Below are 25180 nucleotides of genomic sequence, written 5' to 3'. Positions count from 1 at the left end.
TTGCCAAGGCTTGCCCACGTCCTCTCGTGTGGAGATGTTATCCACAATTCGGGAGGAGCCGGCAAAACCCTGTAATGGTCGACCATGCCGCTTCGCTCTAGGATTCGAGCCGGTCGATTTGGGCCGGAATGGGCGGTCGACTATCCCCGCAAACGGTGGTCGATTTCATCCGTAATAGGTGGACGGATTCGACCGGAATGAGTGGTCGAATCCGTCCGGAATACGCAGCAGGGCTACCGCGTTCGCTTCTGGCGCGTGGGCCAGTTCGTTGCCGAACTGCAGGAGGCGCAGAACGAGCACCGCCTCAGCCGCCTCGAAAAGCAGTGCTACGGTTCGACCTCGTCGTGCTGGACGAGCTTGGCTATGTGTCCCTCAGCCGCCCGGCCAGTGAACTGCTCTTCCACTTTGTCGCCGCACGGTACGAGCGGGGCAGCCTGATCATCACGACGAACCTGGAATTCTCGGAATGGCCGCAGGTGTTCGGGGACGAGAAGATGACAGCAGCGTTGGCAGACCGTGTGACTCACAAGGCCCACATCATCGAGATGAATGGGGAGTCGTACCGGTTCCGTGAGACCCTTCGACGGCAGGAAGCTTTGAAGCACCACCCGGAAACACCGTAAGCCCCGCAGGTATAAACTGGCAACCCGCCAACTGGAAACCGCAATGGAAGCAAAAACAGCCCTGTAGGGCTGTCAGGTGGCTCACTTTTGGATGATCAAAGTGGCTCCCAATCTCTTGATCAAACACATTTGTGGATGAGGCCAATGTCGACCGGGTTCTCTTTGAGCTGCAGGATCTGCAGACCGCCAAGGGCAGCAGCCCGTGGTAATGGGGGGATGACTCGTGCTGGCCTCACTGCGAGTGACCGTGCTGCCTCAGTTTACGGTTGAGGTCTACTTCGATTGTGAGCCGGACTGCCGGACGCACCCACGTTACGTACTCGTGCTCCGGATGGAACGGCTGGTGCTGTCGAGCTGGAGTTCGCCAGCGCCCGAGATCTTCGTGCATTCCTCACCAGGAGCCGCCAGGCACTCACGGAGTGCCGCAGGACGGCACGGATTCACCGCAGCCCAAGAAAACGAGTCGCATCCGGAACTGTACAAGCTACACTGTTCTAGGCTCAGCAGGGGCGACCGGCTTGCCGGTCGCCCCCGATCCTGGCGACAAACCAACGCGTCAGTTGACGAACGACACTGTCGCCCGTCAAGTCACTGCCAAATAGCGCGGGCAACAACACCTCAGCAGCCAAGCGTTTGATCTCCACCAAAATCCCCACCGTTTTCAAGTGTCCCATCCCTCGCTGTCGTTCTGGGTAGTTGGCACTTCCAGAATTCGACGTGCGATGTGGATGGGCATTCTTATTTCCAGATCGGTGCGGGATTTTGTTGGCCACTTATGCTGATTTTAAAGTGGCCAGTAACAGCGGGGCGGGCGGAAACGCTTGACGTAGTCCTTGAGAATGGTGCGACTGCCGGTGTAGCCCTTGGCTTGAAGCTTTTCCAGAAGCACTTCGCAGTTGAAGATGCCCTCGTCCATCCAGTAGTGGAGCTCGTCCAAGTAGGGATCTAGCTTGGAGGGTCTACGTGGCCGGGGCTTCGGAGCCGGCAACTCGCGGTTTCGGAGATACTTCCTCACCGTGTTCCGGGAATGGCCGGTGATCCGGGCAATCTCGCGTATACTCTTGCCTTGGGCTCTGAGCTCATGTAACTTCAAGACAGATCCACCTCTGAGCATCTTTCTTGAGCACTCCTTCGTCATCTTGCAGGACGTCGAATGAAGTGCTCTATTCGCTCAGGGGTGGGTCAATTCTTTTCCGGCTCTACTGGGTCATAAGCCCGGCACTTACAAAAATGCCTGCACATCCCAGTTTGCAGGTTTGGACGTTTGAGGCTGCTCACCTTTATGTGATCAAAACCGGCCTGAATGGCTCAGCTTTACGTTATTAAACACATGCAGCTGAGCTCCGGCTGTTACCAGTTTAGGAGCGAACTCCCGGACTTTACCGGGAGAAGCAGGCGTGGTAGGCTCACCCGCCAGAGCCGCCCCCATTTCGGGGGACTGGCCGATAACAGGCCCCCAACCACGCCCGCAGAGGCTCCCTGCCAAGTCCGGGCGACATAACCCCAAGCTTGCGGATGATCTCACAAGCAATCTTTCCGCCATGCTAGACCTGGTCGGAAGTGGGTCGATAGAGAGCCTCGTCGGTCTTTCCCAGCGCTACACCGTTGCCCCCAACAGCGAGGCTGGGGACGAAGCTATGCTTCGCCCCCAGCTGCGTTTAGTTGCAGTTAGTCCTTTGCTGTAAACGTCACTGTGAAGTCGCGCCCCGGTGATGAAAACTCAAGGGTGATGCTGTCCGAATCCGAGATGAACCAGATCCGCATCGACGAGGTCTTCGCACGGAAGGTGAAATCCCGGGACTCATATCCAACCCCATCTCGCGTTGCCCGAATCTGCCCATCGCCGTCGACAACACGAACCGTAAAGTCCACTGGGTTGTCAAACGTACTGCCTGCTCTGTTGCCCGCTGCATCCACGGGGACAAGCGTGATCTCGGTCGGATCGCCCTTCTTGTAGCTCAGATCACTGCCAACATAAGAGACTCCAACGGGCTCGCCGCCAACCACCGTAACGTTGCGCCGTCCCTGAGCGCCATTAATTACGTTACCATCGGAGACGACCAGCGTGTAGCTACCGACTTCGTCGATGCTGATGGTGGTCACGAAGTAGCCATCTGGATCCCACGAGAATGTCACATTCTCCGGTTCATCACCATCGATGCCACTGAGTACCAACCGGTCAGCAAACTGGTTGTCAGCCCACTTCACGCCATGGTTGTCGGTAACCTTAACACGCACCTCTACCGGCTGCCCAGCTTCAAAGGTGACACGATTCTTACCGTCGACCCAAGTTTCGACTGTGATGGTGCGTGCAACGGAAGGTACGATATTCAGATCGACTTCTTCGCTCCAATCGTCGTCACCCAGGTCAGCAGTTGCCGTCAACGTGAACTCGTTCGAGTAGTTCAGGAGATACACGCGAACGCTGGCACGCCCCTGAGCGTCGGTCGTAGTCGTGTAGTCCTTGTTGTAGGTCCCGTTCAGGCGGGTGTACTCGGGCTTGTCGGAAGAGAACGTCACCTTAATTCCAGACTTGGCCACGGGGTTATCATTGTTATCACGCAGCTGTGCCGTAATGACGTACTCGGTATTGGCCAGCAGGTCAAAGGCAGGCTTGTCAAACGTGATCTTTACAGGATCACCCGCAGCGAAAGCTACTGTCCCAGACGCACTTGTCAGGCCGCTGGCTGCCGCGGTTACCTTAATGTTTCCGGTCACCTTTGACTGGACCCGAATGGGAAGGTAGCGCTGGCCGTCTTCGAACGGAACCTGCACCCGCTTGCCATCCCATGAATAGTAGCCGACTTCAGTCCAGAGGCCGTCCTTGTCCTGGTAGGAGACGATCAGCTTATCAGCAGGGTCAGCGATGTCAAACGTGAGGGTTACCGTAAGATCCTGATCTGCCTGCACGGGCACGCCATTCCTGTCTTCAAGTCCCAGGCGGAACTCGTACCCGTCTTCATCTTCTCCCACGAGAGCCGACTCCTCCGAAACGGCTTGCCACTTCAAGGTGCGCGGTGCCATCGCATAAACAGCTTCAACGGTAGCGCTGGCACTCTTCAGGCCCGGTGCAGTCGCCCGCAGGGTAATCGTTCCCTCGGTATACCTGTCTACCGGGATCAACTCGAAGGGCATACTGCCAGAGATGTCCACCCTCAGTTCCTTGGCACCGTTCTCAGCAAAATAGGCCGGACCACTGATCGTCAGCGTGACCTCGTAAACGTCGCCCCACTCGATAGGGCTGCCGCCCTGATCCAGGATGCGGAGATTACCCTCAAAGGCCGGCTGGTTGATGGCCAGGTACTTCGGGGTGTCGAACTCGAGGGCCGCTGCCACCTGGCTAGCAATCTCAATTGCTGCGTGACCCTCGATGACTTCATCGCCGTCCTCGTAGTAGGCCGTAAACTCGGCATCCAGACCGTCCATGCCGTACGGGATGCGGACCCTGAACGTGGCCACACCATTCTTTGCCTCCACAGTTGAGGCGCCGACAATATCAACGTTGGTCTCCAGTGTTACGAGCCCTTCAAACTCACGGACCCAATTGCCATCCTCGTCAGCGGCATAAACGTTGATGGTGTACTCTGCAGACTCATTTGCTACGAGCTGTTCCGGGGCTTCAATGGTAAACGTCTTGTGCTCACCATAGACCGAGATCACTCCGGTCCCGGTCTTACCGTCCTTGGTCGCGGTAACCGTATACTGACCCGGCTTGGTTGCAATGAAGCGGTCGCCATCGATAAACACGTCAGGATGATCCTTGCTGAAGACGGCACCCGAGATGCGGTTGCCAAAGGCATCGGTAGCATAGAGTCTTACGGATGTTCCTGGCGCCACGGACGAGGTTTCTGCCTCAACCTTTGCAACATCGCCGGCCACGATCGTAACGTTGATCGTGTCCCTCAGTTCGCCGTACGTGACGGTAATGGTCCCACGACCGAGCTTACCACCTGCAGTGAACTTGCCGTCCTCATACGTGCCGATGTCCCCGCCAACTGTGACCTCCCACCCAGTGAGGCCGGTGTCAATACCAGCGTCGTCGACGATCTTGACTTCCAGAGGAACTGTTTCGCCGGCCTTCACATTACGATCCGGCAAGGAAGCGACAATCTTAGAGGCCACGCCAGAACCGCGGGACACGGTGGCCTTGGCAGTGCCTACGTTGCCGGCCTTGTCAGTTACTGTCACCTCAATCTCGTTGACACCAGGCTCCAAGCTCACCTGGACGCTGAACCTGCCGTCACTCCCAACGGCAGCCTGGTCAGGACCGACAAACAACTTGTCAGCATCGGAGCTCACCGTACCGGTGACCGTAATGCTCGCTTCGCTGGTGTTCGCGGGGAGCGGGTCGAGCGTGACGACCGGGGCCACATTGTCATGATACTGCTGATAAACCGATTTTCCGTCAAAGCCCGCGTAGTTATAGAAGATGCTATCGGCCATGGCGAAAGCCATGCCTCGGGTAGCCTGGACGTTGGCTTCACTGCGATACTCAGAAGCTTGGTCGGCGGTGATAACCCCGTTGGTGACTGCGGAGTTAATCGTCTGATTGACCCAGTCGTCGCCGGTACCCACCTGCACGCCGAGGAACTTCATCACGAAGGTCAGCGCCTCAATCACAGTGACGGTTCGTTCAGGCTGAAAAGAACCGTCAGGATACCCCAGCGGAAAGCCGTGCTGAGCGGCAATGTTCTGTGCGACAGCCACATAGCCGGATGACCAGTGAGATCCCGGAACATCAGGAAAGGTAGTCGCTCCCTGCAAGATCCGAGCGGTCTCCTCTTCGCCGAAGGCACGAACAATAATGGTGACCAACTGAGCACGGGTCAGGGTCATGTCTAGTGCGCGGCTCGTCGTTCCATCGGGCATGAGAACGCCCTGAACGATCCCAAAGTGCTCTAGGCGGTCGTAAGCGGCATTCGCCTCGACCGGTGTTGGTGCCGCAAGGCTCGTACCTATCATCGTAAGGACAAGGCACAAAGCCACGGTGACCGAGGTCAACCTCTTTGTCCAACCCATTAACCGATAGCCTCCCTCATGACATGTTTTGGCCGCATCCGAAAGCGTGGGCGAGAATAACCCTAGGCCCTCTTTTAGTTAGACGAGGAGACCCTTTCATGGGTTCCAGAGCATCATCACCGTCACAACTCTTAGTTAGCAGATAGCGTTCTGATAAGAAGTTACAGATACATACACCACAGATCAGCAGCCCTCAGACCAAAGTGCCGCCATATTTGTGTGTCTTTCCAACCACACGGGTTTTCCGTACCTAAAGTTGCAATCACTCGTCTGCACTACAGATGTATAGCCGTCTTCGAGGTTTCCCCAGCGAATCCCTCCCACGTCCTGATCCAACTAACTACAACTTCACTTGGCAGTCATTTATGCATCCCACAATCTCTGCTGTACTGACCATTGTTAGCGCCACCGACGATACGCGTACAGGTCGTCTATTTGCTCATGTTGTCTTGCGGACACGCTTACTCCCTGACGAATCTCCTTTATTGCCCCGCATCATGACCTTTCCGTTGCCTTCCGTCAGATCCACCGTCGTAAGGCGTCGCAAGAGTCCGCAACTCAATCTGACTCTCCTCAACGGTTGACACCAATTCCAGCAAGCCAGGAAATAGAGACTGTCATCCGCGAAAAGTGACCCGTGCATGCTGGCCCACGCACTCGGGTCCCCGACTGCAAGAAATCCGTCTGTATATCACAAGTACCCCACAAGAACGTGCCTGTACCCACAAGTCGCCTACCTATACAGACAGGGAGGGCGAAGCACCATGCTTCGCCCTCCCTGTAGCTACGATCCCAGACCTGGATTACGGGTTAGTTAACCTTGGTGATGACCAGGTCCTCAGTGGTCACGTCTTCGTCACCAGCAACGACGTAGATGGTGTAGCTGGCAACCGACTTCTCGATCGTAATCTGCAGCTTCGCGTTGTCGAGGCCGGTAGCGCTCTCACGCAGCATGCCCTTGCCGTCCTTCAGCTCGACCTCGAACTTGACACCCTCGATCTCGACACCGGTCGTGTCCTTGACCGCCGAGGTGCTGACCTTGTTGCCGGCGACGTCAACGACGTTCAGGACGACCTTGACGGGCTCGTTCTCCTTGAACGTCACCTTGTCACCAACGTAAGCCAGCCCAACGGGGGCGCCAGCCTTCACGCTGATGCCACGGCTCCGCTCCACCTTGGTGGCGGCAGTGTCGTCGGCAACCTTGATGCTGAAGCTGCCGGCCTTGCGGGCAACGAACGCAGTTACGAACTCATCAACCGGAGCGATGTCGACGGTCTTGGTGGTGCCATCAAGATCCTCAACATCGAAGCTGGAGAGATTGCCGCCCCACTGGAAGTCGGCCAGGGTTTCACCGCTCCTAGCCTCGCCGTCGCCGACCTCTGTCAGCTTAACGCCGCTGAGGCTGAGGCGACCAGCAAAGTCCGGATCGGTGACCGTAATCCCGTTGTTGTCAGTGACAACGGCCCGGACGAACACGACGTCACCAGCGTTGAAGCTAGACGCCCGCTCCCACTTGTCGGTGTAGACGTACGTCGTGACGCTGATGGTCTTGGACACCGACGCCCGCACAGTCACGAAGGCTTCATCAGAAGCGTAACCGTCAGCCTTGGCAACGATCTTAGCCGTCTCGTTGTTATTGACGTACGGCAGGAGGGTGATCGGGACGGTCACCTTGCCCTCGTCGTCAGTCTTGACCTTCAGGCCCTCGCCAGGCTTCTTGTCGCCGAGCTTCACATAGCCAGGCTTGGCGTAGGTGGCCTCATCGGCGGCCTCAATGGTAACCTCGACGCCAGACTTGGCAACCTTGTTACCCGCGTTGTCCTGCAGGGAGATGGTCAGCGTGTTCTCGGTGTTGGAGAGCACGTTCAGCTCATCCTTCTCGAAGGCGAGCTGAACCGGGTCGCCGGCCTTGAAGGAGACGGTGCCGCTGGCCTTACCGAGATCGAGGGAATTATGGTTCTCGGTAACGGTGAACTTCACATCACCAGTCAGCTTCTCAGCGGTCACCTTAACCAGGACGTGTGCCTTGTCCTTCGGGAAGGTCAACGTGACCTTGCCATCGCTGGGCTTCGCGTCTTGCAGGACGGAGCCGTTATCGCTGTCCACCGCGTTGACAGTGAGCTGCTTATCGGCAGAATCGCTGTCGAACTCGATGGTCATCGGGTAGTCGTCGTCAGCGGTAACGGGGACACCGTTCTTATCAGTCAGGATGATCTTGAACTCGAACGGCTTCTCCGTCTGCGCAGCCTTCACCGCGTCCTTGCTGACGGGCTCGATCTCGATGTCCTTCGGATCGAGGGCGTAGACGGCCTTAACCTCCAGGGTGCCGCTGGTCAGGCCCTCAGAAGTAGCCGTAATGGTCACCAGGCCATCGGTGTAGCGATCCACCGGCTTCAGTTCGAAGGACGCAGACCCACCAGAAAGCTCGATGGTCAGCTCCTTCTCGTCATTCTCGGCGAAGTAGGCAGGACCAGTGATGGTAAGGGTGATCTCATGATCTTCACCAAACACAAGCTCCTCGCCGACCTGGTCGAGAATGGTGACAGTGCCACTGAATGCGGGGTCGTTGATGGCCAGGAACTCATGCCCTTCCAGCTTCAGGGACGTGCCAACCTGAGCCTTCACCTCGAAGCTCTCAGTAGCCTCGATAGCCTCAGCGTCGTCGTCCTCCGGCTGGTACCGGGCCGTGAACTCCGCCTCGAGACCCGCCATGCCCTCGTCAACCTTCACCTTGAAGACGGCGACGCCATCCTCAGCGTCCTTGGACTGGGCCTCAACGAAATTGGTCTCGAGGGTCACGGTGCCCGCAAAGTCAGTGACAGCGTTGCCGTCCTTGTCAACGGCGACAACCTTGACCTCATACTCCGTAGCGCCGTTAGCAACCAGCTCATCCTCGATGACGATGTCGAAGCTGGCATGCTCGCCGAACACGGAGATTTCGCCCTCAGCGGTCTCGGCTTCCTCGCCCTCGCCCTTGGTGGCAACAACCTTGTAAGTGCCAGGCTTGGTGGCGATGAACTGGTCGCCCTCGACAAAGACGTTGGCGTAGTCCTCAGCCTTAGCGAAGGTGGCCTCGCCGACGGGGTTGCCGTACTGGTCAACAGCGATCAGCTTGACCGCGGTGCCAGGAGCGACAGACTTGGTCTCAGCCTGAACGCCGGCCAGCGGACCAGCCACGATCTCGATGTCGAGGGTGGCAGGCTCGAGGCCCTCGTAGGAAGCGGTGATGGTGTACTTGCCAGCCTTGGTGGCGGCGGTCAGCTTGCCCTCGGCCCAGGTGCCGGCCTCGCCAGCGTCGACCGTGACGTCGGTCAGACCGGTGTCGGCGCCCTCGGCGTCAACAACCAGGACGGGCAGGTCGATGGTGGAACCAGCAACCACGGGGCCCTCAGGAGCGACGATCTGGACCTTGGCAGCATCGCCGGGGACACGCTCGACGGTGACCGAGTCGGTGCCGACGTTGCCAGCCCAGTCCTTAGCGCTGACCTCGATGACGTTGGTGCCAACCTCCAGGGCAACCTGGGCGGAGAAGGTGCCATCCTCAGCAACGGTGATGGCGTCGGAACCAACGTACACCTCGCGGTAGTCGCCGCTGACCTTACCGGTGATCTCGATGTTCGCCTTCTCGGTGGTGGCGGGGGCGGCATCGAGCTCAACGGCCGGGGCCTCGGTGTCGAGGTACTTGGTGTAGACGGACTTGCCATCCAGGCCGTTGTAGTTGTAGAAGATGGAGTCAGCCAGAGCGAAGGCCAGACCACGGGTGGCGGGCTCGTTCGGGTTGGCCAGGTACTTCTCCTCGTCGGCGTCGGTGATCACGCCGGCGTCCTTGGCCGCAGCGATCATGTTGGCGACCCAGTCGTCACCGCCGCTGACCTGAACGCCGAGGAACTTCAGGACGAAGCCCAGGGCCTCAATGGCGGTAACCTCGTTCTCCGGGCCGAAGGTGCCATCGGGATAGCCGATGGTGTTGCCGTGCCGGGCAGCGATGTTCTTAGCGATCGCGATGTAGCCCGACGCCCAGTGGCCGGTCGGCACATCGGCGAAGGTCTCAGCGCCGGCGAGCATCTCGGCGTTCTCCTTCTGACCGAAGGCCTTGACGATCATGGCCACGATCTGGGCACGAGTCAGGTTCTCATCCAGCGCGGGATCCTTGGTGCCATCCTCGCGCAGGATGCCCTCCGCGACGCCGTAGTGGTTCAGCCTTGCGAACGCAGCCTGGACATCGTCTGCCGTGGCTTCAGCGGCAAACGAAGTGCCCACCAGGCCGAGAACGAGGCTGGACGCCACGACTGCGGACGTCAGCTTCTTCATCAAGCCCATTCTTCGGTAGCCTCCTTCGTATCTTTAGGTCCTAAAGCTACCTTCCTCATGAGCGGTGAACATGAGGAAGCTTTGTAAACTTGTTCGGTCGTGCCCTATACCCTTCGGAGCCCTGGCAGCGAAATCTGTCTGCCGCCGTCTAAACTACTTCGTTCCGGCGGGCGCAATTCCTTCTCGCGCGCCGGTTAGGAGAGTTTGGGCGTCTCGCTGCCACCTGTTGGGGCTGCTCCCAGGACCGGGTCACACAGGTTTACAGACGACGCGACCCGTGGGAATGTTCCCGGGAACTCGCGGGGTTTTCTCCCCCCGTTTTGCGGTCGCACACAGATAGACGCTGGACGGGCCGATTTGTTCCCCGAAATCGCGCGAAAGCGCGCTGTCAATCGCTGGCGCGCGAAAACACCGCCCGCTGCGGGCGGTGTTCGCCTTTCCGTATCCTATGCCGTGACCGTGCCGGGCTGGCCCTTCTGCGACTGGCCCCCCAGCACCCGCTTGACCACCTCGTGCTCCCGGTTCAGCTTGCAGGCCGTGGTGGGGAACAGCTCGTCCTTCGGGTTCGGCACCTTGTACGTGTCGATGATGCCCTCGGAGATCGCCTGGTTCACCAGCTCGTACGTCTTGCGGTCCACGATGTCCGACCCGGCCAGGATGCGCAGGAAGTACTTCAGCCCCACGAACGGCTTGCCGCACTCGGCGCTGTCGAGTTTGCGGATCATCATCTCCATGTCGTACATCGCCGGGGGCAGCATGCCCAGCAAGGTCTCGATGGTGGTGAACTGGTTGACGAAGGACATCACGTCCTTGCTCATCGTCTTTTCCACGGCCACCACGTGCACCTGCTTGCCCCGGGCCCTGAGCTTGCGTATCACCTGAATCATGTCACGGTCGCCGCAGACCAGCACGAACGTGTCGATGTCGGACCGTGTGTACATCATCTCCAGGGCGTCCAGGCTCATCTCGATGTCCGCGGCGTTCTTCCGGGTGCCGTCCTCGTAGTTCTTGGAGAACACGTGCCGGGGCTCCACGCTGCGCCGCTGCAGGTCGCTCATCAGCCCCCGGAACTCCTCGTGGTCGAAGTCCGCGTAGGCGTGCATCAGGCAGACCTGCCCGCTGCCGCGCTCCCCCATCTCCCGCAGGCCGTTGATCAGGCGGTCCAGGTCGGGTGCCACGCCGTACTGCTGCTTCATGCTCCAGTAGATATTCTCGTAATCCATAAAGATGACCGATCTCAACTGGGTCCCTCCTCATTACTCACCCTACATCCTAGCTTTGGCCGCCAACGCCCCTTCCATACCTCGGGTTACTGGCCAGCATACGAAAACCGGGCGGTGGGTGCCACAAAGGCACGTCCGCCCGGTTTCCCCGGCATAGCCTCCAACCCGCATGAATCTCTCTTCAGGCGATCACCGCTCACTCGCCTCCGGATCGGAGAACTGGTAGTATTCAACTTTTGGCCAGAGCCTCGCGCACCGCCTCGGCCGCCTCGCGCGGCACGAACAGGAAGCTGCGGCTGACCGGCTCGGTGGCGATGCCCCGCAGGACCCTGGAGACCACGGTCACCTCCCGCAACTGGGGCGGGTCGGTCCACGAAAGCAGGATCTTGATGGGCGTGGGACCCGCGTCGCGGGTCACGTAGTACTGGTAGGTGGCGCTGGCCGCCCGGTCGATCTGGTAGTAGTAGTCGGGGTCGAAGCCGGCGGCCCGCAGGGCGCGCCGCACCGCCTCTTCCTGCCCGGCCGTGAGGCCGCCTTCCAGCCGGATGCCGGCGAAGATCCGCCGGTGCAGGAAGCGGCCGCTCAGATCGGCCAGCACCGGATCGGGGGCCGCCGTCCAGCGCTTGATGGCGTAGAGCACATCGGTCTCGTCGAGGGCCACGTACTGGGCCAGGGTGAGCTCCCGCCCGGCCAGGACCGGCTCCAGGGCGGGCGGCAGGAAGCCCAGGGCCTCCCGCCCGCCCCCGCGCAGCAGGGCGATCGCCCGGCGCAGGGCCAGTTCCAGCAGCACCTCGCTGGACCGGGTCGCCTTGTGGAAGTACACGTTCCAGTACATAAAATAGCGGGCCAGCAGGAACTCCTCGGCGGAGGTGATGCCCTTGTCGGTGAGGGCGATGTGGCCCTCCACCACGGTGATGGTCTGAATCAGCCGCTCCAGGTCGAACTGGCCGTAGGTGACGCCGCACATGCGGCTGTCCCGCAGCAGGTAGTCCATGCGGTCCACGTCCAACTGGCTGGCGATCAGCTCCTTCAGGAACGGCCGCCCTTCCCAGGATCCGCTTATGAAAGAGGCAATTCGCGCCGGCCATGCCCGATTCCTGTCCGCCAGGATGTGGGAAACGCTGGAATCGGGGCTGGTGATGATGCGGGCCACCCACTCCTCATGCCTCACGCCGGTCACCTTCTCGAACAGGTGGGAGAACGGGCCGTGGCCGATGTCGTGCAGCAGGGCGGCCGCGCAGGCCATCGCCCGCTCATCTTCATCGATCTCCACCCCGTGCTCCACCAGGTGGCGCAGCACGCGGTCCATCAGATAGTAGACGCCCAGGGAGTGGGCGAACCGGGTGTGCTCCGCCCCGGGGTAGGAGATGAAGGAGGTGCCCAGCTGCCGGATGCGCCTGAGCCGCTGGAACTCCGGGCTCTGGATGAGCCGGAAGATGGTCTCGTCGTTCACCGCAATGTTGCCGTGGATGGGATCGCGGAAGATGTACTCCTTCACGGGTCTCCACCCCCTGACCGTACCGGACCGGCGTGAATCTACAATGTCAATATAACCGTTGTGTCGCCTGCGCCACAACTCAGAACCCCCGCGAACGCGGCCTCTTCGCACTCGAAACCAGGGAGAATGAAGATCGGGCCTGTGCAGCACCGCTGCACAGGCCCGTATGGAATGAGTCCCTACTTCTTCCCAGCCCTATGCTCCAGCGCCGCCTTGATGAAATCCCGGAACAGCGGGTGCGGCCGGTTCGGGCGGCTCTTGAACTCCGGATGGTACTGCACCCCGACGAACCAGGGGTGACCCTCCATCTCCATGACCTCCACCAGGTTCCCCTCCGGCCAGATGCCCACGGCCTTCAGGCCGACGGCCTCCAGCCGCTCCAGGTAGGCGTTGTTCACCTCGAAGCGGTGCCGGTGCCGCTCACGGATGAGCTCCGTGCCGTAGGCGGCGTGGGCCTTGGAGCCGGGCTTCAGCCGGCAGGGGTACGCCCCGAGCCGCATGGTGCCGCCGATGTCCGATACCTGCTTCTGATGCGCCATCAGGTCGATCACCGGCTCCTTGCAGTCCATCACGAACTCCGTGGAGTTGGCCTTCGAGAGCCCCAGCAGGTTCCGGGCCACCTCGATCACCACCGTCTGCATGCCCATGCAGATCCCGAAGAAGGGGATCCCCTTCTCCCGGGCGTACCGGACGGCGTTGATCTTCCCCTCAATCCCCCGGTAGCCGAAGCCGCCCGGCACCAGGATGCCGTCGGCATGGCCCAGGTAGGCCTCCAGCGTCTCCGGCGTGACGCCGTTCTCCAGCCGCTCCGAGTCCACCCAGTGGATGCGCACCCGGGCGTTGTTGTGGATGCCGGCGTGGTTCAGCGACTCCACCACCGAGAGGTAGGCGTCTTCCAGCGCCACGTACTTGCCCACCAGGGCGATCTCCACCTCGTGCTCGGGGTTCCGGGCCCGCTGCACCAGGGCCTTCCACTCGGCGAGGTCCGGGGTGCGGGGGTCGAGCCCCAGCCGCTGGCAGACGATCTCCGCCAGCCCCTCCGCCTCCATGGCCAGGGGCACCTCGTAGAGCGAGCCCAGGTCCATGTTGGGGATGACCGCCTCGGGCGGCACGTCGCAGAAGAGGGCGATCTTCTCCCGCAGCTCCTTGGAGAGCTCGCGGTCGGAGCGACAGACGATGACATCGGGCTGGATACCGATCGAGCGCAGCTCCCGCACCGAGTGCTGCGTCGGCTTGGTCTTCAGCTCGCCCGAGGCGCCGATGTACGGCACCAGGGTCACGTGGATGAAGACCACGTCGTCCTTTCTGGGCACCTCGTTCTTGAACTGACGGATGGCCTCCAGGAAGGGCTGTCCCTCGATGTCGCCCACCGTGCCGCCGATCTCCACCAGGACCACTTCGGCCTCGCTGTCCTCCGCCACCCGGCGGATGTGGGCCTTGATCTCGTTGGTGATGTGGGGGATCACCTGCACGGTGCCGCCCAGGTAGTCGCCCCGGCGCTCCTTGGCGATCACCGAGGAGTAGATCTTGCCGGTGGTAACGTTGTTTCCCTTGCCCAGGTTCACGTCCATGAACCGCTCGTAGTGGCCCAGGTCCAGGTCGCACTCGCCGCCGTCCTCGGTGACGAAGACCTCGCCGTGCTGGATGGGGCTCATCGTGCCCGGGTCCACATTCAAGTAAGGATCAAATTTAAGGGCGGTGACCCCATAGCCCCGGCTCTTGATGAGCCGGCCAAGGGACGCCGCCGTGATGCCTTTTCCGAGACCTGAGACCACGCCTCCGGTTATGAAGATGTACTTGGCCATTTTCCGTGCCCCTCCCTGGAAACTCGGCCGCTCCTGCTGCTGTGTGTAAATACTGGTCTATTCTAGCCAGCGACGCGATGGGTGTCAAGCGAAAAGGGGATACGCCGTATCCCCCTCCTGCCGCCCGGCGCTAGAGGTCGTCCTCGTCTTCCTCGTCCTCCAGCCCGTCTTCCAGATCCTCGTCCAGGGAGAACTCGTCGTCCAGTTCCTCCCCGAGATCCTCTTCTTCTTCTTCCCCAATATCGTCCAGCTCATGCTCCAGCCGGAGGGGCGCCCGGCTGACCCGGCCGGCGGTGCCGTCCGGCTTGATATGGACGACCCGGGCCGTCTTGGGCCGCCACTCCCTGAGCCCCCACTCGCCGCCCCCCTGGTGGATGAAGCGGGAATCGAGGTTGATTTCGGTGTGCATCTGCGCAATCAGGCGGCCCGGGTTCTCCTGGCTGATGGCCTTCACCTGCATGACTTCACTGATCAGTTCCTTGAAATGCATCGGCTTGCCGTGCTTCTTCAAAATGGTGAAGGCCAGATCGGTCACCGACATGTCAGGCTTCAAGTTCATAGGCGCTCCCATCCTATCTACACTCCCTGTGCGAAAGCCGAGGAGGACATTCGACTGACGCGCGCGTATTCCTGCTGCCCTACACATGGTACGAGCCGAAATTTACCCGCCGCGCGTCATTTCGTCAAGACCCTGCCAACCTATGCGCCGCGCCCGCCCGGCGACACACCGAAAGGAGAACGCCCCGAACCGCACGGCGCGTGCGGTCGGGGCCCATATCTCACCGCTCCTGGCGCTCCAGCAGCGACTGCACGATGAAGGCCGCCACCTGGCTGGGCAGGGTGCCGGGGCCGAAGCCGGCGTCGAAGCCCAGCTCCACCGCCAGCTCGTGCGTGATGCGCGGCCCGCCGGCGATCAAAAGCACCCGGTCCCGCATCCCCTCCGCCTCCAGCAGGTCCACCAGGCCGGTCATGTTGCTCAGGTGGACGTTCTTCTGCGTCACCACCTGGCTCACCAGGACCGCATCGGCCTCCACCTCCTGCGCCTTCGCCACCAGCGCCTCGTTGGGCACCTGGCTGCCCAGGTTCCAGACCCGGAACCCCTGGTAGCGCTCCAGGCCGTAGTCGCCCCGGTAGCCCTTCATGTTCAGGATGGCATCCAGCCCCACCGTGTGGGCGTCGGTGCCTGTGCAGGCCCCCACCACCCGCACCGGCCGGCCGATCTTCTCCGCCACCATCCGGTCGATCTCCTGCATCGACCAGGCCGGGGCGGAAACCTCGGGCACGTGGATCGCATCCAGGTCGACCCCCCGGGTCGCCCGGGCGTAGACGATGAAGAAGGTGTAGCCGCCGCCGAGATCGCGCATGGCCACCACCTGGGGGTTCTCCAGGTTCATCTTCAGGCAGAGCTGCCGGGCGGCCTCCCGCGCCACGCCGCCGATGGGCACCGGCAGGGTGAAGGAAAGCTGTACGGCGCCGTCTCCGGTGGTGTCGCCGTAGGGCAGGACCACGCGGCTCACCGCCCGCCGCCCCCTTTCAGGCACAGGTCGTAGAAGGGGTTCAGGTAGCCCGCATCCTTCTCCAGGACGCCGTCCAGCCCCTTGCCGCCGTCGGCCGGCCGCCGGATTCCGGCGAAGACCCCGTCGGCGATCGCCTGGAAGAGGCCGCGCGCTGCGATCTCCTCCAGGAGGCCCAGGGTGCGCGCCAGCACCTCGTTCGCGCGCCGCTCGATGCGCCCGCCGGGCACGATCTGGAACTCCTCCCGGAAGTGGCGGGCGTTGTTGAAGAGGTAGCGGGCGTTCTCGATGGCCAGGAACCGGTCGTGCAGGTAGGGGGTGTGGATCGCCTCGGTGAGGATGCCCACCAGGTGGATCTGCTGCCCCGTGGCCACGCTGGTCAGGTTGAAGAGGGCGTTCATCACGTGGCCGAAGAAGATGTCGCCGGTCATGTGCCGGGTGGGCGGCATGTACTTCAGCGGGGCGTTGGGGAAGCAGACCCGGCTGAGCAGGGCGTCGGCCATCTCGTAGAGCAGGCCGTCCTCCAGGCTCGGGTCCATCTCGAAGGCGTGACCCAGGCCGATCTGGCCGTCGGGCATGCCCGAGCGGTGCGCGAACTGCTCATTGATGAACTGCGAGGCCAGCACCGTGTGTGCCGCCTCATAGGCGTCGGCGGTGGTCAGGTAGTTGTCCTCGCCCGTGTTGATGATGATGCCGGCCTCGGCCTGGATCATCCGGGCGAAGTGCTGGTCGATGAGCGTGCGCTGCGGGTTGATGTCCCGGAACAGGATGCCGTACATCGAGTCTGAGAGCATCATGTCCAGCCGCTCCAGGGCCCCCAGCGCGGCGATTTCGGGCATGCAGAGGCCGCTGGCGTAGTTGGTGAGCCGCACGTAGCGGCCCAGCTCCTCGCTCACCTCGTCCAGAGCCCGGCGCATGATGCGGAAGTTCTCCTGGGTGGCGTAGGTGCCGGCGAAGCCCTCGGTGGTCGCGCCCTCGGGTACATAGTCCAGGAGCGACTGGGCCGTGGAGCGGATGACGGCGATGACGTCCGCCCCCTGCCGGGCGGCGTTCTGGGCCTGCACCACGTCCTCGTAGATGTTGCCCGTCGCCACGATCAGGTAGAGCCAGGGCGCGGGCCGCTCGCCGTACCGGTTGATCAGCGCATCCCGGGCCCGCCGGTTCTCCCGGATGCGGTCCACCGCCCCGCGGGCGAGCCGCTCTGCCCCGGCCCGAATCTCCGCCTCCGGCAGAAGCGGCAGCCGCATCAGGTCCAGGTCGCCGGCGGCCACCGCCTCGGCCACCTGCTGCGGCGTCCGGCCGGTCTGCGCACAGGCGTTGGCCATCCAGAAGGCCGCGCCGCGGGCGAGGCCGCCGCCGTCCTGCAGGGCCTCCACCACCAGGTTGGCCAGGGGCACCTCATCCGGCCCCTTCCCCTCCACGCCGAACAGCCGCACCACCGCCCGCTCGATGGCCGTGGTGGTGTGCCGTTCGATGAAGGGCTGCACCTGGTCCACAATGCGGCCCGCGAGCTCCCGCGCCCGCGCCACCCGTGCCGGGTCGATGTTCAGCGTCAGTGACAAGGGCGTATCCCTCCGCTTTCAGTTCAAAAATTGTGTGCGATGCCGGCCACCAGGTCCGCCACGGGCCGCGCGGCCACCTCCGCCACCCGGGCGCAGAAGGCCGCGGCATCGTAGCCGGGCCCCACCGGGGAGTAGGCGTTGGTGGTCACTGCGGCCACCTCCACCCGCCGCTCCACCCAGACCTGCCCGCCCTGCCGCCGCCACCGGCGCCAGGTGTTGCGCTCCGCCAGCACGTGCGTCGGGTCCGGTACCAGGACGGGCACCCGCCCCAGCCGCCGGGCCAGCAGCGCCTTCAGCAGCCCGTCGGTAAGCGCCCCGGTGAGGCAGAGCACGGTGCCCGGGGGCGCGCCCGCGGCAGCCTCCGCCACCCGGTCCGGATCGGCCAGGCCGCTGGCCACCGGCACGGCGACCGGCGGCCCGTCAGGCGGCAGCAGGCAGACCGGCGGGCGGTCCCCGCCGGCCCGCTCGCGCCGCGCCGGCCACTCCGGGGGCGCCCCCAGCCGGTCGATCCGCTCCAGCCAGTCCGGCGGGGCTGCAGGCAGATCGAAGATCTCCAGCAGGTGGCGTACCTGCGCGACGGTGGCCTCCATGGAGGCCGAGTACGCCGCGCCGGCGGCCAGCACCGCCAGTCCCGTCACCGCCGGGGCGGCCGCCGCCCGCCGGTCAAACGAGCCATCCACCAGGCAGAGCGCGGCCCCCGCGCCCTCCAGTTCGTCAAGGAGCGCCGCGATCCGGGCCGCCGAGCCCGGGCCCACCAGCAGCGCCTGCCCGGGCCGCTCCACCCGGCCGATCACCACCGGGCCCAGAGGCGTACTCACGCCCGTCTCCCGCAGCACCGCCACCCGGGCCCGGTCCTCGCTGCGGTCTCCGCCCGCCTCGCCGCCGCTGGCCAGGTGCTCTTCTCCCCCCGGCTCCAGCGCCGCGGCAGCCGTGGCCACCAGGGCCCCTTCCGGGACCCAGATGCGCGGCTTGGGCAGCTCGGTCACCGCGTCGATCGCCTCGCCGTCCCGGCCGGTGGAGAGCAGCCCGAGGGGCGCCCCCTCTGCCGCGGCGGCCCGGATCAGCCGGTTCAAGGCGACCGTCTTGCCGGCGTTCTTCGAGAGCCCCAGCAGGCTGACGCGGCCCTGGTCCCGGCCGCGGAGCACGGCCCGCAGCAGGCGCAGAGCGAGCTCATCGGCCATGGCCCGCTCATCGGTCAGGGTCCGCTCATCTGTCAGCGTCCGCTCATCTGTCAGCGTCCGCTCATCCGACACGGCCCGGCCATCAGTCATCGCCGGCCTCACGCCCCGCCGTCTCCAGCTGCGCCAACTGCTCCGGTGTGATCAGCGGCGCCTGCCGGCCCAGCCGGGTGACGCCGGCGGGCAGTTCCACCTCGCCGGCCCGCCGCTTGACTGCCCAAAGTTCGGCAGCCGGGCCGATCTTGATCTCGCTGTGGTCGGTGCCGCAGAGGGTGCACTTGTCGTCCACCACGTGGTCCTCGGGCGTTCCCTCGTGGTAGATGCTGATCTTCCCCTCGAAGTTGCGCAGGATCACCCGGCCGTCGGACTGGGAGATCAGGTACTGCGGCATCACCGGGATCTTGCCGCCGCCGCCCGGGGCGTCCACCACGAACGTGGGCACGGCGTAGCCCGAGGTGTGGCCCCGCAGGGCCTCGATGATGGCCAGCCCCTTCGAGACGCTGGTGCGGAAGTGGCTCAGCCCCTCGGAGAGGTCGCAGTTGTAGATATAGTAGGGCCGGCAGCGCACCTTCACGAGCTCGTGCACCAGGCGGCGCATGATGACCGCGCAATCGTTGATGCCCTTCAGGAGCACCGACTGGTTCCCCGTGGGGATGCCGGCGTCGGCCAGCCGCTCCATTGCCTCCCGCGCCTTGGGGTGCAGGATCTCGAAGGGGTGGTTGAAGTGGGTGTTGAGCCAGATGGGATGGTACTTCCGGAGCATGTTCACCAGTTCGGGGGTGATGCGCTGCGGCAGCACCACCGGCATGCGGGTGCCGATGCGGATGATCTCCACGTGCGGGATCGCCCGCAGGTTCTTGATGACGTACTCCAGCCGCCGGTCGGGCACCGCCAGCGGATCGCCGCCCGAGATCAGCACGTCCCGGACCTCCGGGCGCTCCCGGATGTAGGCGATCGCCCGGTCGAGCATGGCCGTGGACATGGCCTCCTGGTCCCCCACGATGCGCCGCCGGGTGCAGTGCCGGCAGTAGAGCGAGCACTCATGGGTGATGAGGAACAGCACCCGGTCGGGGTACCGGTGCGTGAGCCCCGGCACCGGCGAGTCGACATCCTCATGCAGCGGATCGCCCATCTCGTAATCGGCCCAGGCGAGCTCGGCGTACTTGGGCACCGCCTGTAGCCGCATGGGGCAGTTGGGATCGTCCGGGTCGATGAGGGTGGCGTAGTGGGGCGTGATGCCCAGCCGGAAGAGGTGCTCGGAGTCGCGGATCGCGGCCTCCTCCTCCTCCGTCAGGTTCACCACCTGCTTCAGCTGCTCCAGGTTGGTGATGCGGTGACTTACCTGCCAGCGCCAGTCGTTCCACTGCTCCTCGGTCGCATCTTTCCAGAGCGGGATCTCCCGCCAGTCGCGCGGCTTGCTCAGCATGCGCTGTCCCTCCCATTCTCGGTCGCTCTCGGTCGCTGCCGCCGGCCCGCGGCCCCCCACCGCGGGCGGCGTGGTTCTCCGCTCGGGCGTGCCCGTTCACGCGAGCCCCGTTCAGGCGTACACTTCCTCGAATAAGGCCCGAAGCTCGGGGCTCTCCCGGAGCAGGTCGAGCGTGAGCTCGGCGTGGCCGGGGTAGTAGCCGTTGCCGATGAGCATCTCCACCTGGCTGCCCACCCCCTCCGCCCCCAGGGCGGCGGCGGTGAACGAGGTGGCCATGCTGAAGAAGTAGATCATGCCCGTGGGCTTGGTGGCCAGGATGGCCCCCAGCTCGGCGCCGGGCAGGTTGACCAGCGAGAGCGTGAGGTCCACCTTCTCCCCCACGGCCCGCATCACGCCGAGGGCGTCGCGGGCGTCGCCCTGGATGTACCGGTGCGCGGCCCCCAGCCGCCGCGCCCGGGCCAGGCTCTCGTCGCTGTAGTCGAAGCAGATCACCTCGGCGGCGCCGGCCCGCCGGGCGGCGTAGGAGCAGAGCAGGCCGCTCTTGCCGCCCCCGCCCAGGATCAGCACCCGGGAGCCGGGCTTCACCAGCCGGGCGGTCTGGGCCGGCGCACCGCACACATCCAGCGCCGCGAGGGCCAGGTTGTCGGGGATGTCCTCCGGCAGCTTGGCGTAGATGCCGCTCTCGAAGAGAATCGCCGTGCCGGTCACCTCCACCTGGTCCGCCTCGGGCAGGACCCGGTGGATGGCCTCGATGCGCAACGGCGTGAGGCTCAGGCTCACCAGCGTGGCGATGCGGTCGCCGGGCCTGGCGTCCGCCTGCAGGGCCGGGCCCACCTCCCGCACGGTGCCGATGAGCATCCCGCCCGAGCCGGTGACGGGGTTGTGCATCTTCCCCCGCTCGTCGACGATCTTTCGGATCGCCGCGGCAATGCGGTCGGGGTCGCCCCCCGCCTCCTCGCTGATCTGCCGGAACGAGGCCGAGTCGATGTTGAGCCGCTCCACGTCGATGAGGATCTCGTTGTCGTAGATGGCCGGATCGTTGTTCACCCGCCAGGCCGGCTGGGGCAGGCTTCCGGCGGGCTCCAGCACCCGGTGCGTGCCGTATGGACAGCCCAAGGCCATGATTGACATCACTCCCGCCGCGAGGGAGTTGCAAGAATCGTGCCACCCATTCGGCGGGCAAAACGGGGCCCTTTGGTGCCAAAAATTCAGCAACAAGGGCCCCTGCCCAGATGGAGGTGCCGAAAACCTGGCGGTCTTGCCGCGTGTGCCCGCGTCTACCTGCGTCTGCCTGCGTGCGCCCGCGTCTGCCCGCGTTTGCGCCCGTTCTGCCCCGGGTCTGCCCCGGGTCTGTCCCGACCAACCCGGCCGCCCTTGCCACCCGGCCGTTTGAGGAATAGTCTGGTAGAGAGGCACAAAACGCTGCCGGAGAGGAAGATCAAGATGGACATGCCCCGCACCACCCGGGCCCTGCTGCAGGCCGCCCTGGACCTCGTTTCTCCTGCCCGCCACGGTGCAGGTATCTGCCACGATGCTGCGGACCCAGGCAGCGCAGGCGCCTGCCTCGATGTGGCCGGCGCAGGCGGCGCCGTCGCCCTGGCACTGGGGTGCAGCTATCTGCATGACCACCTGACGGCCTGCCGCGCTGCGGCTGCGGCCGGGGTGATGGACGTCCACCATGCCGACCGGCTGCCTCCCGGGCCCTTCCGGTTCATCTTCCTGGACGCCGCCGGGCTCGACCCGGCGCTCACCCGGGAGTTCGCCGCCCAGGCGGCCGAGCGGTTGGAACCTGGCGGGATGCTGTTCACCTCAGCCCGCCACATCGACGTGGCCCCCTGGTTCGGCCAGCTCTCCATGCAGAGCGGCGTGCTGCTGGCCTGCCAGCCCCGCGCCGGCGGTTGGGCGCCGCAGCGGTACACCTACGACGTGACCATGGGCGGGCAGACCCTGACGCTGCAGTCGGAACCCGGCGTCTTCTCGCCGCGCGGTCTGGATCCGGGAACAGCCCAGCTCCTTCTGGCACTGGCAAAACACATGGCGGAGCGGAGGGCCGGGTTGGACGAGCGCGGGGCCGTCCTGCACTTCCTGGACCTGGGCTGCGGTGCGGGCGTGGTCAGCCTCGTCGCGTCGGCGGTATGGGGGTGCCAGGTGACCGCCGTGGACGTAAGCGCACGGGCCCTCAGGCTGACCCGGCAGAACGCGCCGTCCGCGGAGGTGCTGGCCAGCGACGGCTTCTCGGCGCTGCAGGGCCGCACCTTCGACCTTGTCGCTTCCAACCCGCCGTACCACACCGACTTCGCCGTCGCCAGGCGCTTCATCGAGGACGCCCACCGCCACCTGGCGCCGGGCGGGTGGCTCTACCTGGTGGTGCGGCGCGCCGACTGGTACGTGGCGAAGACCCGGGCAGTGTTCGGCGGCTGCCGGGTGGCCGAACAGGAGGGCTATGTGCTGATCGCCGCCGAGAAGCGGGCCGATCGGCGTGCCCCCGCAAGACCCGCGCGGCCCACCACGCGCAAGCACGCCCGGCGGGTGGCCGCCAGCGCCCGTCGAAAGCGCAGGTAGACGAGATGAAACACCCCCGGGCCCGCTGCGCAGGCTCAGGGGTGTTTCGCTTCTTCGGGCCGCTTCAGGCCCAGCACCTTCATGCGGTATTGCAGCGTCTGCCGGGGCATCCCCAGCATGCGGGCCGCCCGGCTCAGGTTCCAGCCCGCCTCCTCCAGGGCCTGCTGGACCGCCGCCCGCTCCAGGTGGGCCAGGCTCCGGCGGAGCTGCCGCGGCCCGGGTCTCGCGGCCCTTTGCAAGGCCGCGGCCGCAGAGGTCACGGCTCCGGCCGCATCCGCATCCGCCTCCACAGCCGCTTCCGCCTGGGCCGCCGCCCGCTGCAGCGGGGCCGGCAGGTCGCTCAGCAGGATCTCAGGCCCGCTGGCCATCTGCAGAGCCGCCTCGATGGCGTGCTCCAGCTCCCGTACGTTGCCCGGCCAGCTGTGCCACTGGAAGAACGCCTCCACCTCAGGGCTGAGGGGCCGCTCCGGCAGCCCCAGCCGCTCGCTGTGCTTCGCCAGGAAGTGGCGGGTGAGGATCGGGATGTCGGAGGCCCGCCGGCGCAGCGGCGGCAGCTCCAGGGCGACGACGGCGATGCGGTAGTACAGGTCGCGCCTGAGCTGCCCGCTCGCCACGGCAGCCGCCGGCTCCTCGTTGGTGGAGGCGATGATTCGCACGTCCACCTGCCGCTCGGTGGGCTCGCCCACCCGGCGGATTCGCCCGTCCTGCAGCACCCTGAGCAGTTTGGCCTGGAGCTCCGGCTGCATGGAGTTGATCTCGTCCAGGTAGAGCGTGCCGCCGTCGGCCAGCTCGAACAGCCCCGGCCGGTCCTCGGCGCCGGTGAAGGATCCCCTGGCCGTGCCGAACAGCAGCGATTCCAGCAGCCCCTCGGGCAGGGCGGCGCAGTTCTGCGCCACCAGCGGCCGGTTCCGGCGGGGGCTGGCCGCGTGGATGGCGTGCACCAGCAGCTCCTTCCCCGTGCCGGTCTCGCCATACACCAGCACCGGCGAGTCGGTGGCGGCCGCCCGCAGGGCCTGCTCCTTGATCCGCTGCATCGCGGGGTGCTCGCCCACCAGGTCGTCGACGGTGTACCGCGCGCCCCCCACCGGGGCGCCCCTGCGCGGCCGGGGGCGCAGCAGCGCCGCCTGCAGGCCCGCCACCCGCTCGGAGAGCTCGCGCACCTGGGTGACGTCCTTCGAGACCTCGATGGCCCCCACCAGCTTGCCCTCGTGGAAGATGGGCAGGGTCGAGTTGACCGTTGTCACCCGCTGCCCCTTGTAGTTGGTGAAGGTCTGCTCGTGGGCGGGAATGGGCTTTCCGGTGGCCAGCACCTTCAGCAGGGTGGAAGTGGTCGGCGTCAGCGAAGGGAAGACCTCCAGCAGGTGCCGGCCGATGACCTCCTCGGGGGAGAGGCCGTCGTTCTGCCCGGCCTGCCGGTTGTACAGCACCGTCACCCCTTCGCTGTCCACGACGTGAATGCCCTCGTCGATCACCGACATGAGGGCCTTCAGCAGCCGCTTCTGATCGATCACGCCACTCCCTCCTGCGCAAGCGCCTGGCCTACAGATCGGCCGCCTCCTCGGCCTCTCCGGACTCCGCCTCAGGATCCGCCGCTTCCACCGTGGCGGCCGATTCAGTCGCCGCCGGCCCGCACACCGCCTGCCGCAGCGCGGCCAGCCGCTGCCGGATGGCCGGGATCATCTGCTCGGCGGCCTCGCGCCCCCGCGCGACGATCTCGCCCACGTGGTCCAGCTCGATCGGGTTGAACTCCTGCAGGTCGGGGCGAATGAGGATATCGGCCGCGGCCGCCGCCTGGCGGATCAGGGGCCGCTGCACCAGGGCCAGGCTGCTCATCATGATATGTAACAGGTTGCGGGGCCGCTGGGCGGCGACCGGCTCCTGGGACAGCTCCACGCCAATGACCAGATCGGCCCCCATGCGCCGCACGGCCGGGGCCGGAACCGGCTGGGTCAGCCCGCCGTCCACCAGGGTGTGGTCGCCCATGCGCACCGGCAGGAAGATGCCCGGATAGGCGCAGCTCGCCCGCACGGCGGTGGTGACGCGCCCTTCCCGGATCAGCACCGGCCGCCCGTCCAGCAGGTCGGTGGCCAGCGCGGCGAAGGGCAGGCGCAGGTCAGAGAAGTCCAGGTCGCCCATCCGCTCCACGAAGAAGCGCTCCAGCCCGCTGGTGTCCAGGAGACCGTCCCTTCTGAGGCGCAGCCGGACCAGGGAGCGCCAGTTCATCTCCGCCGCCAGCCGCTCCAGGTCCCAGGGGTCGCAGCCCGCCGCGTAGAGGGCCCCGACCAGGCTGCCCGCGGAGGTGCCCGCCACCAGGTCGATGGGGATCTGGTGCGCCACCAGGGCCTGGAGCACACCGATGTGCGCCATGCCCCGGGCGAATCCGCCCCCCAGGGCCAGCCCCACTTTCGGTGCAGATGGCATCCGTCTATCACCTCACTTCGTCGGCAAACCGCCGAACT

At 64.7% G+C, this 25180-nt stretch carries 15 protein-coding genes and 1 pseudogene; 2 read left to right on the top strand and 14 right to left on the bottom strand.

Annotation, left to right across the window (positions count from 1 at the left end):
• Positions 1–323: 323 nt before the first annotated feature.
• Positions 324–623, top strand: coding sequence for an ATP-binding protein (locus tag ACZ45O_RS14345; RefSeq protein ID WP_464853909.1), 300 nt, complete (start codon positions 324–326; stop codon positions 621–623).
• 802 nt (positions 624–1425) lie between these two features.
• Here ACZ45O_RS14345 and ACZ45O_RS14340 read toward each other — a convergent pair.
• The 12 genes and pseudogenes from ACZ45O_RS14340 to kdd all read right to left on the bottom strand — a co-directional run.
• Positions 1426–1737: pseudogene (locus tag ACZ45O_RS14340) on the bottom strand (helix-turn-helix domain-containing protein); the annotation flags it as partial.
• A 554-nt stretch (positions 1738–2291) separates the two neighbouring features.
• Positions 2292–5642 carry an S-layer homology domain-containing protein gene (locus ACZ45O_RS14335; RefSeq protein WP_464853907.1) on the bottom strand — a complete coding sequence of 1117 codons (3351 nt, stop codon included), beginning with the start codon at positions 5640–5642 and terminating at the stop codon, positions 2292–2294.
• An 810-nt stretch (positions 5643–6452) separates the two neighbouring features.
• Positions 6453–9962 carry a hypothetical protein gene (locus ACZ45O_RS14330; RefSeq protein WP_464853906.1) on the bottom strand — a complete coding sequence of 1170 codons (3510 nt, stop codon included), beginning with the start codon at positions 9960–9962 and terminating at the stop codon, positions 6453–6455.
• A gap of 437 nt (positions 9963–10399) precedes the next feature.
• Positions 10400–11194, bottom strand: coding sequence for an NYN domain-containing protein (locus tag ACZ45O_RS14325; RefSeq protein WP_464853905.1), 795 nt, complete (start codon positions 11192–11194; stop codon positions 10400–10402).
• A gap of 211 nt (positions 11195–11405) precedes the next feature.
• On the bottom strand, positions 11406–12674 hold the full coding sequence (locus ACZ45O_RS14320) for an HD domain-containing protein (protein WP_464853903.1): 1269 nt from the start codon (positions 12672–12674) through the stop codon (positions 11406–11408).
• Positions 12675–12853: 179 nt separating this feature from the next.
• Positions 12854–14479 (bottom strand): CTP synthase, encoded by a 1626-nt coding sequence (locus ACZ45O_RS14315; protein ID WP_464853901.1) that lies wholly within the window; start codon positions 14477–14479, stop codon positions 12854–12856.
• Positions 14480–14609: 130 nt separating this feature from the next.
• On the bottom strand, positions 14610–15038 hold the full coding sequence (gene rpoE / locus ACZ45O_RS14310; RefSeq protein ID WP_464853899.1) for a DNA-directed RNA polymerase subunit delta: 429 nt from the start codon (positions 15036–15038) through the stop codon (positions 14610–14612).
• Between the two features lie 220 nt (positions 15039–15258).
• Positions 15259–15996 carry a lysine 5,6-aminomutase subunit beta gene (gene kamE / locus ACZ45O_RS14305; RefSeq protein ID WP_464853897.1) on the bottom strand — a complete coding sequence of 246 codons (738 nt, stop codon included), beginning with the start codon at positions 15994–15996 and terminating at the stop codon, positions 15259–15261.
• Positions 15993–17555: a lysine 5,6-aminomutase subunit alpha gene (kamD, locus tag ACZ45O_RS14300; RefSeq protein WP_464853895.1), complete on the bottom strand. Its 1563-nt coding sequence runs from the start codon at positions 17553–17555 to the stop codon at positions 15993–15995. Before kamD ends, kamE begins: the two co-directional genes overlap by 4 nt.
• Before the next feature lie 23 nt (positions 17556–17578).
• Positions 17579–18826 carry a lysine 5,6-aminomutase reactivase subunit KamB gene (kamB, locus tag ACZ45O_RS14295; RefSeq protein ID WP_464853893.1) on the bottom strand — a complete coding sequence of 416 codons (1248 nt, stop codon included), beginning with the start codon at positions 18824–18826 and terminating at the stop codon, positions 17579–17581.
• Positions 18819–20159 carry a lysine 2,3-aminomutase gene (kamA, locus tag ACZ45O_RS14290; protein ID WP_464853891.1) on the bottom strand — a complete coding sequence of 447 codons (1341 nt, stop codon included), beginning with the start codon at positions 20157–20159 and terminating at the stop codon, positions 18819–18821. Before kamA ends, kamB begins: the two co-directional genes overlap by 8 nt.
• A gap of 111 nt (positions 20160–20270) precedes the next feature.
• Entirely contained in the window at positions 20271–21281 is a 1011-nt protein-coding gene (gene kdd, locus ACZ45O_RS14285; RefSeq protein WP_464853889.1) for an L-erythro-3,5-diaminohexanoate dehydrogenase, read from the bottom strand.
• Between the two features lie 321 nt (positions 21282–21602).
• Here kdd and ACZ45O_RS14280 point away from each other — a divergent pair, with 321 nt between their 5' ends.
• Positions 21603–22721, top strand: a complete 1119-nt coding sequence (locus ACZ45O_RS14280) for a class I SAM-dependent methyltransferase (RefSeq protein ID WP_464853888.1) — start codon at positions 21603–21605, stop codon at positions 22719–22721.
• A 35-nt stretch (positions 22722–22756) separates the two neighbouring features.
• Here the strand turns inward: ACZ45O_RS14280 and ACZ45O_RS14275 are convergent, their stop codons facing one another.
• The gene (locus ACZ45O_RS14275) at positions 22757–24232 is read right to left on the bottom strand and encodes a sigma-54 interaction domain-containing protein (protein ID WP_464853886.1); all 1476 of its coding nucleotides are present in this window, start codon (positions 24230–24232) and stop codon (positions 22757–22759) included.
• Positions 24233–24260: 28 nt separating this feature from the next.
• On the bottom strand, positions 24261–25142 hold the full coding sequence (locus ACZ45O_RS14270) for a patatin-like phospholipase family protein (protein ID WP_464853884.1): 882 nt from the start codon (positions 25140–25142) through the stop codon (positions 24261–24263).
• Between the last annotated feature and the right edge of the window lie 38 nt (positions 25143–25180).

Source organism: Symbiobacterium turbinis (assembly GCF_055383075.1).
Note: the sequence above shows the minus strand (reverse complement) of the source record. Positions and strands in the feature narration are given on the sequence as shown.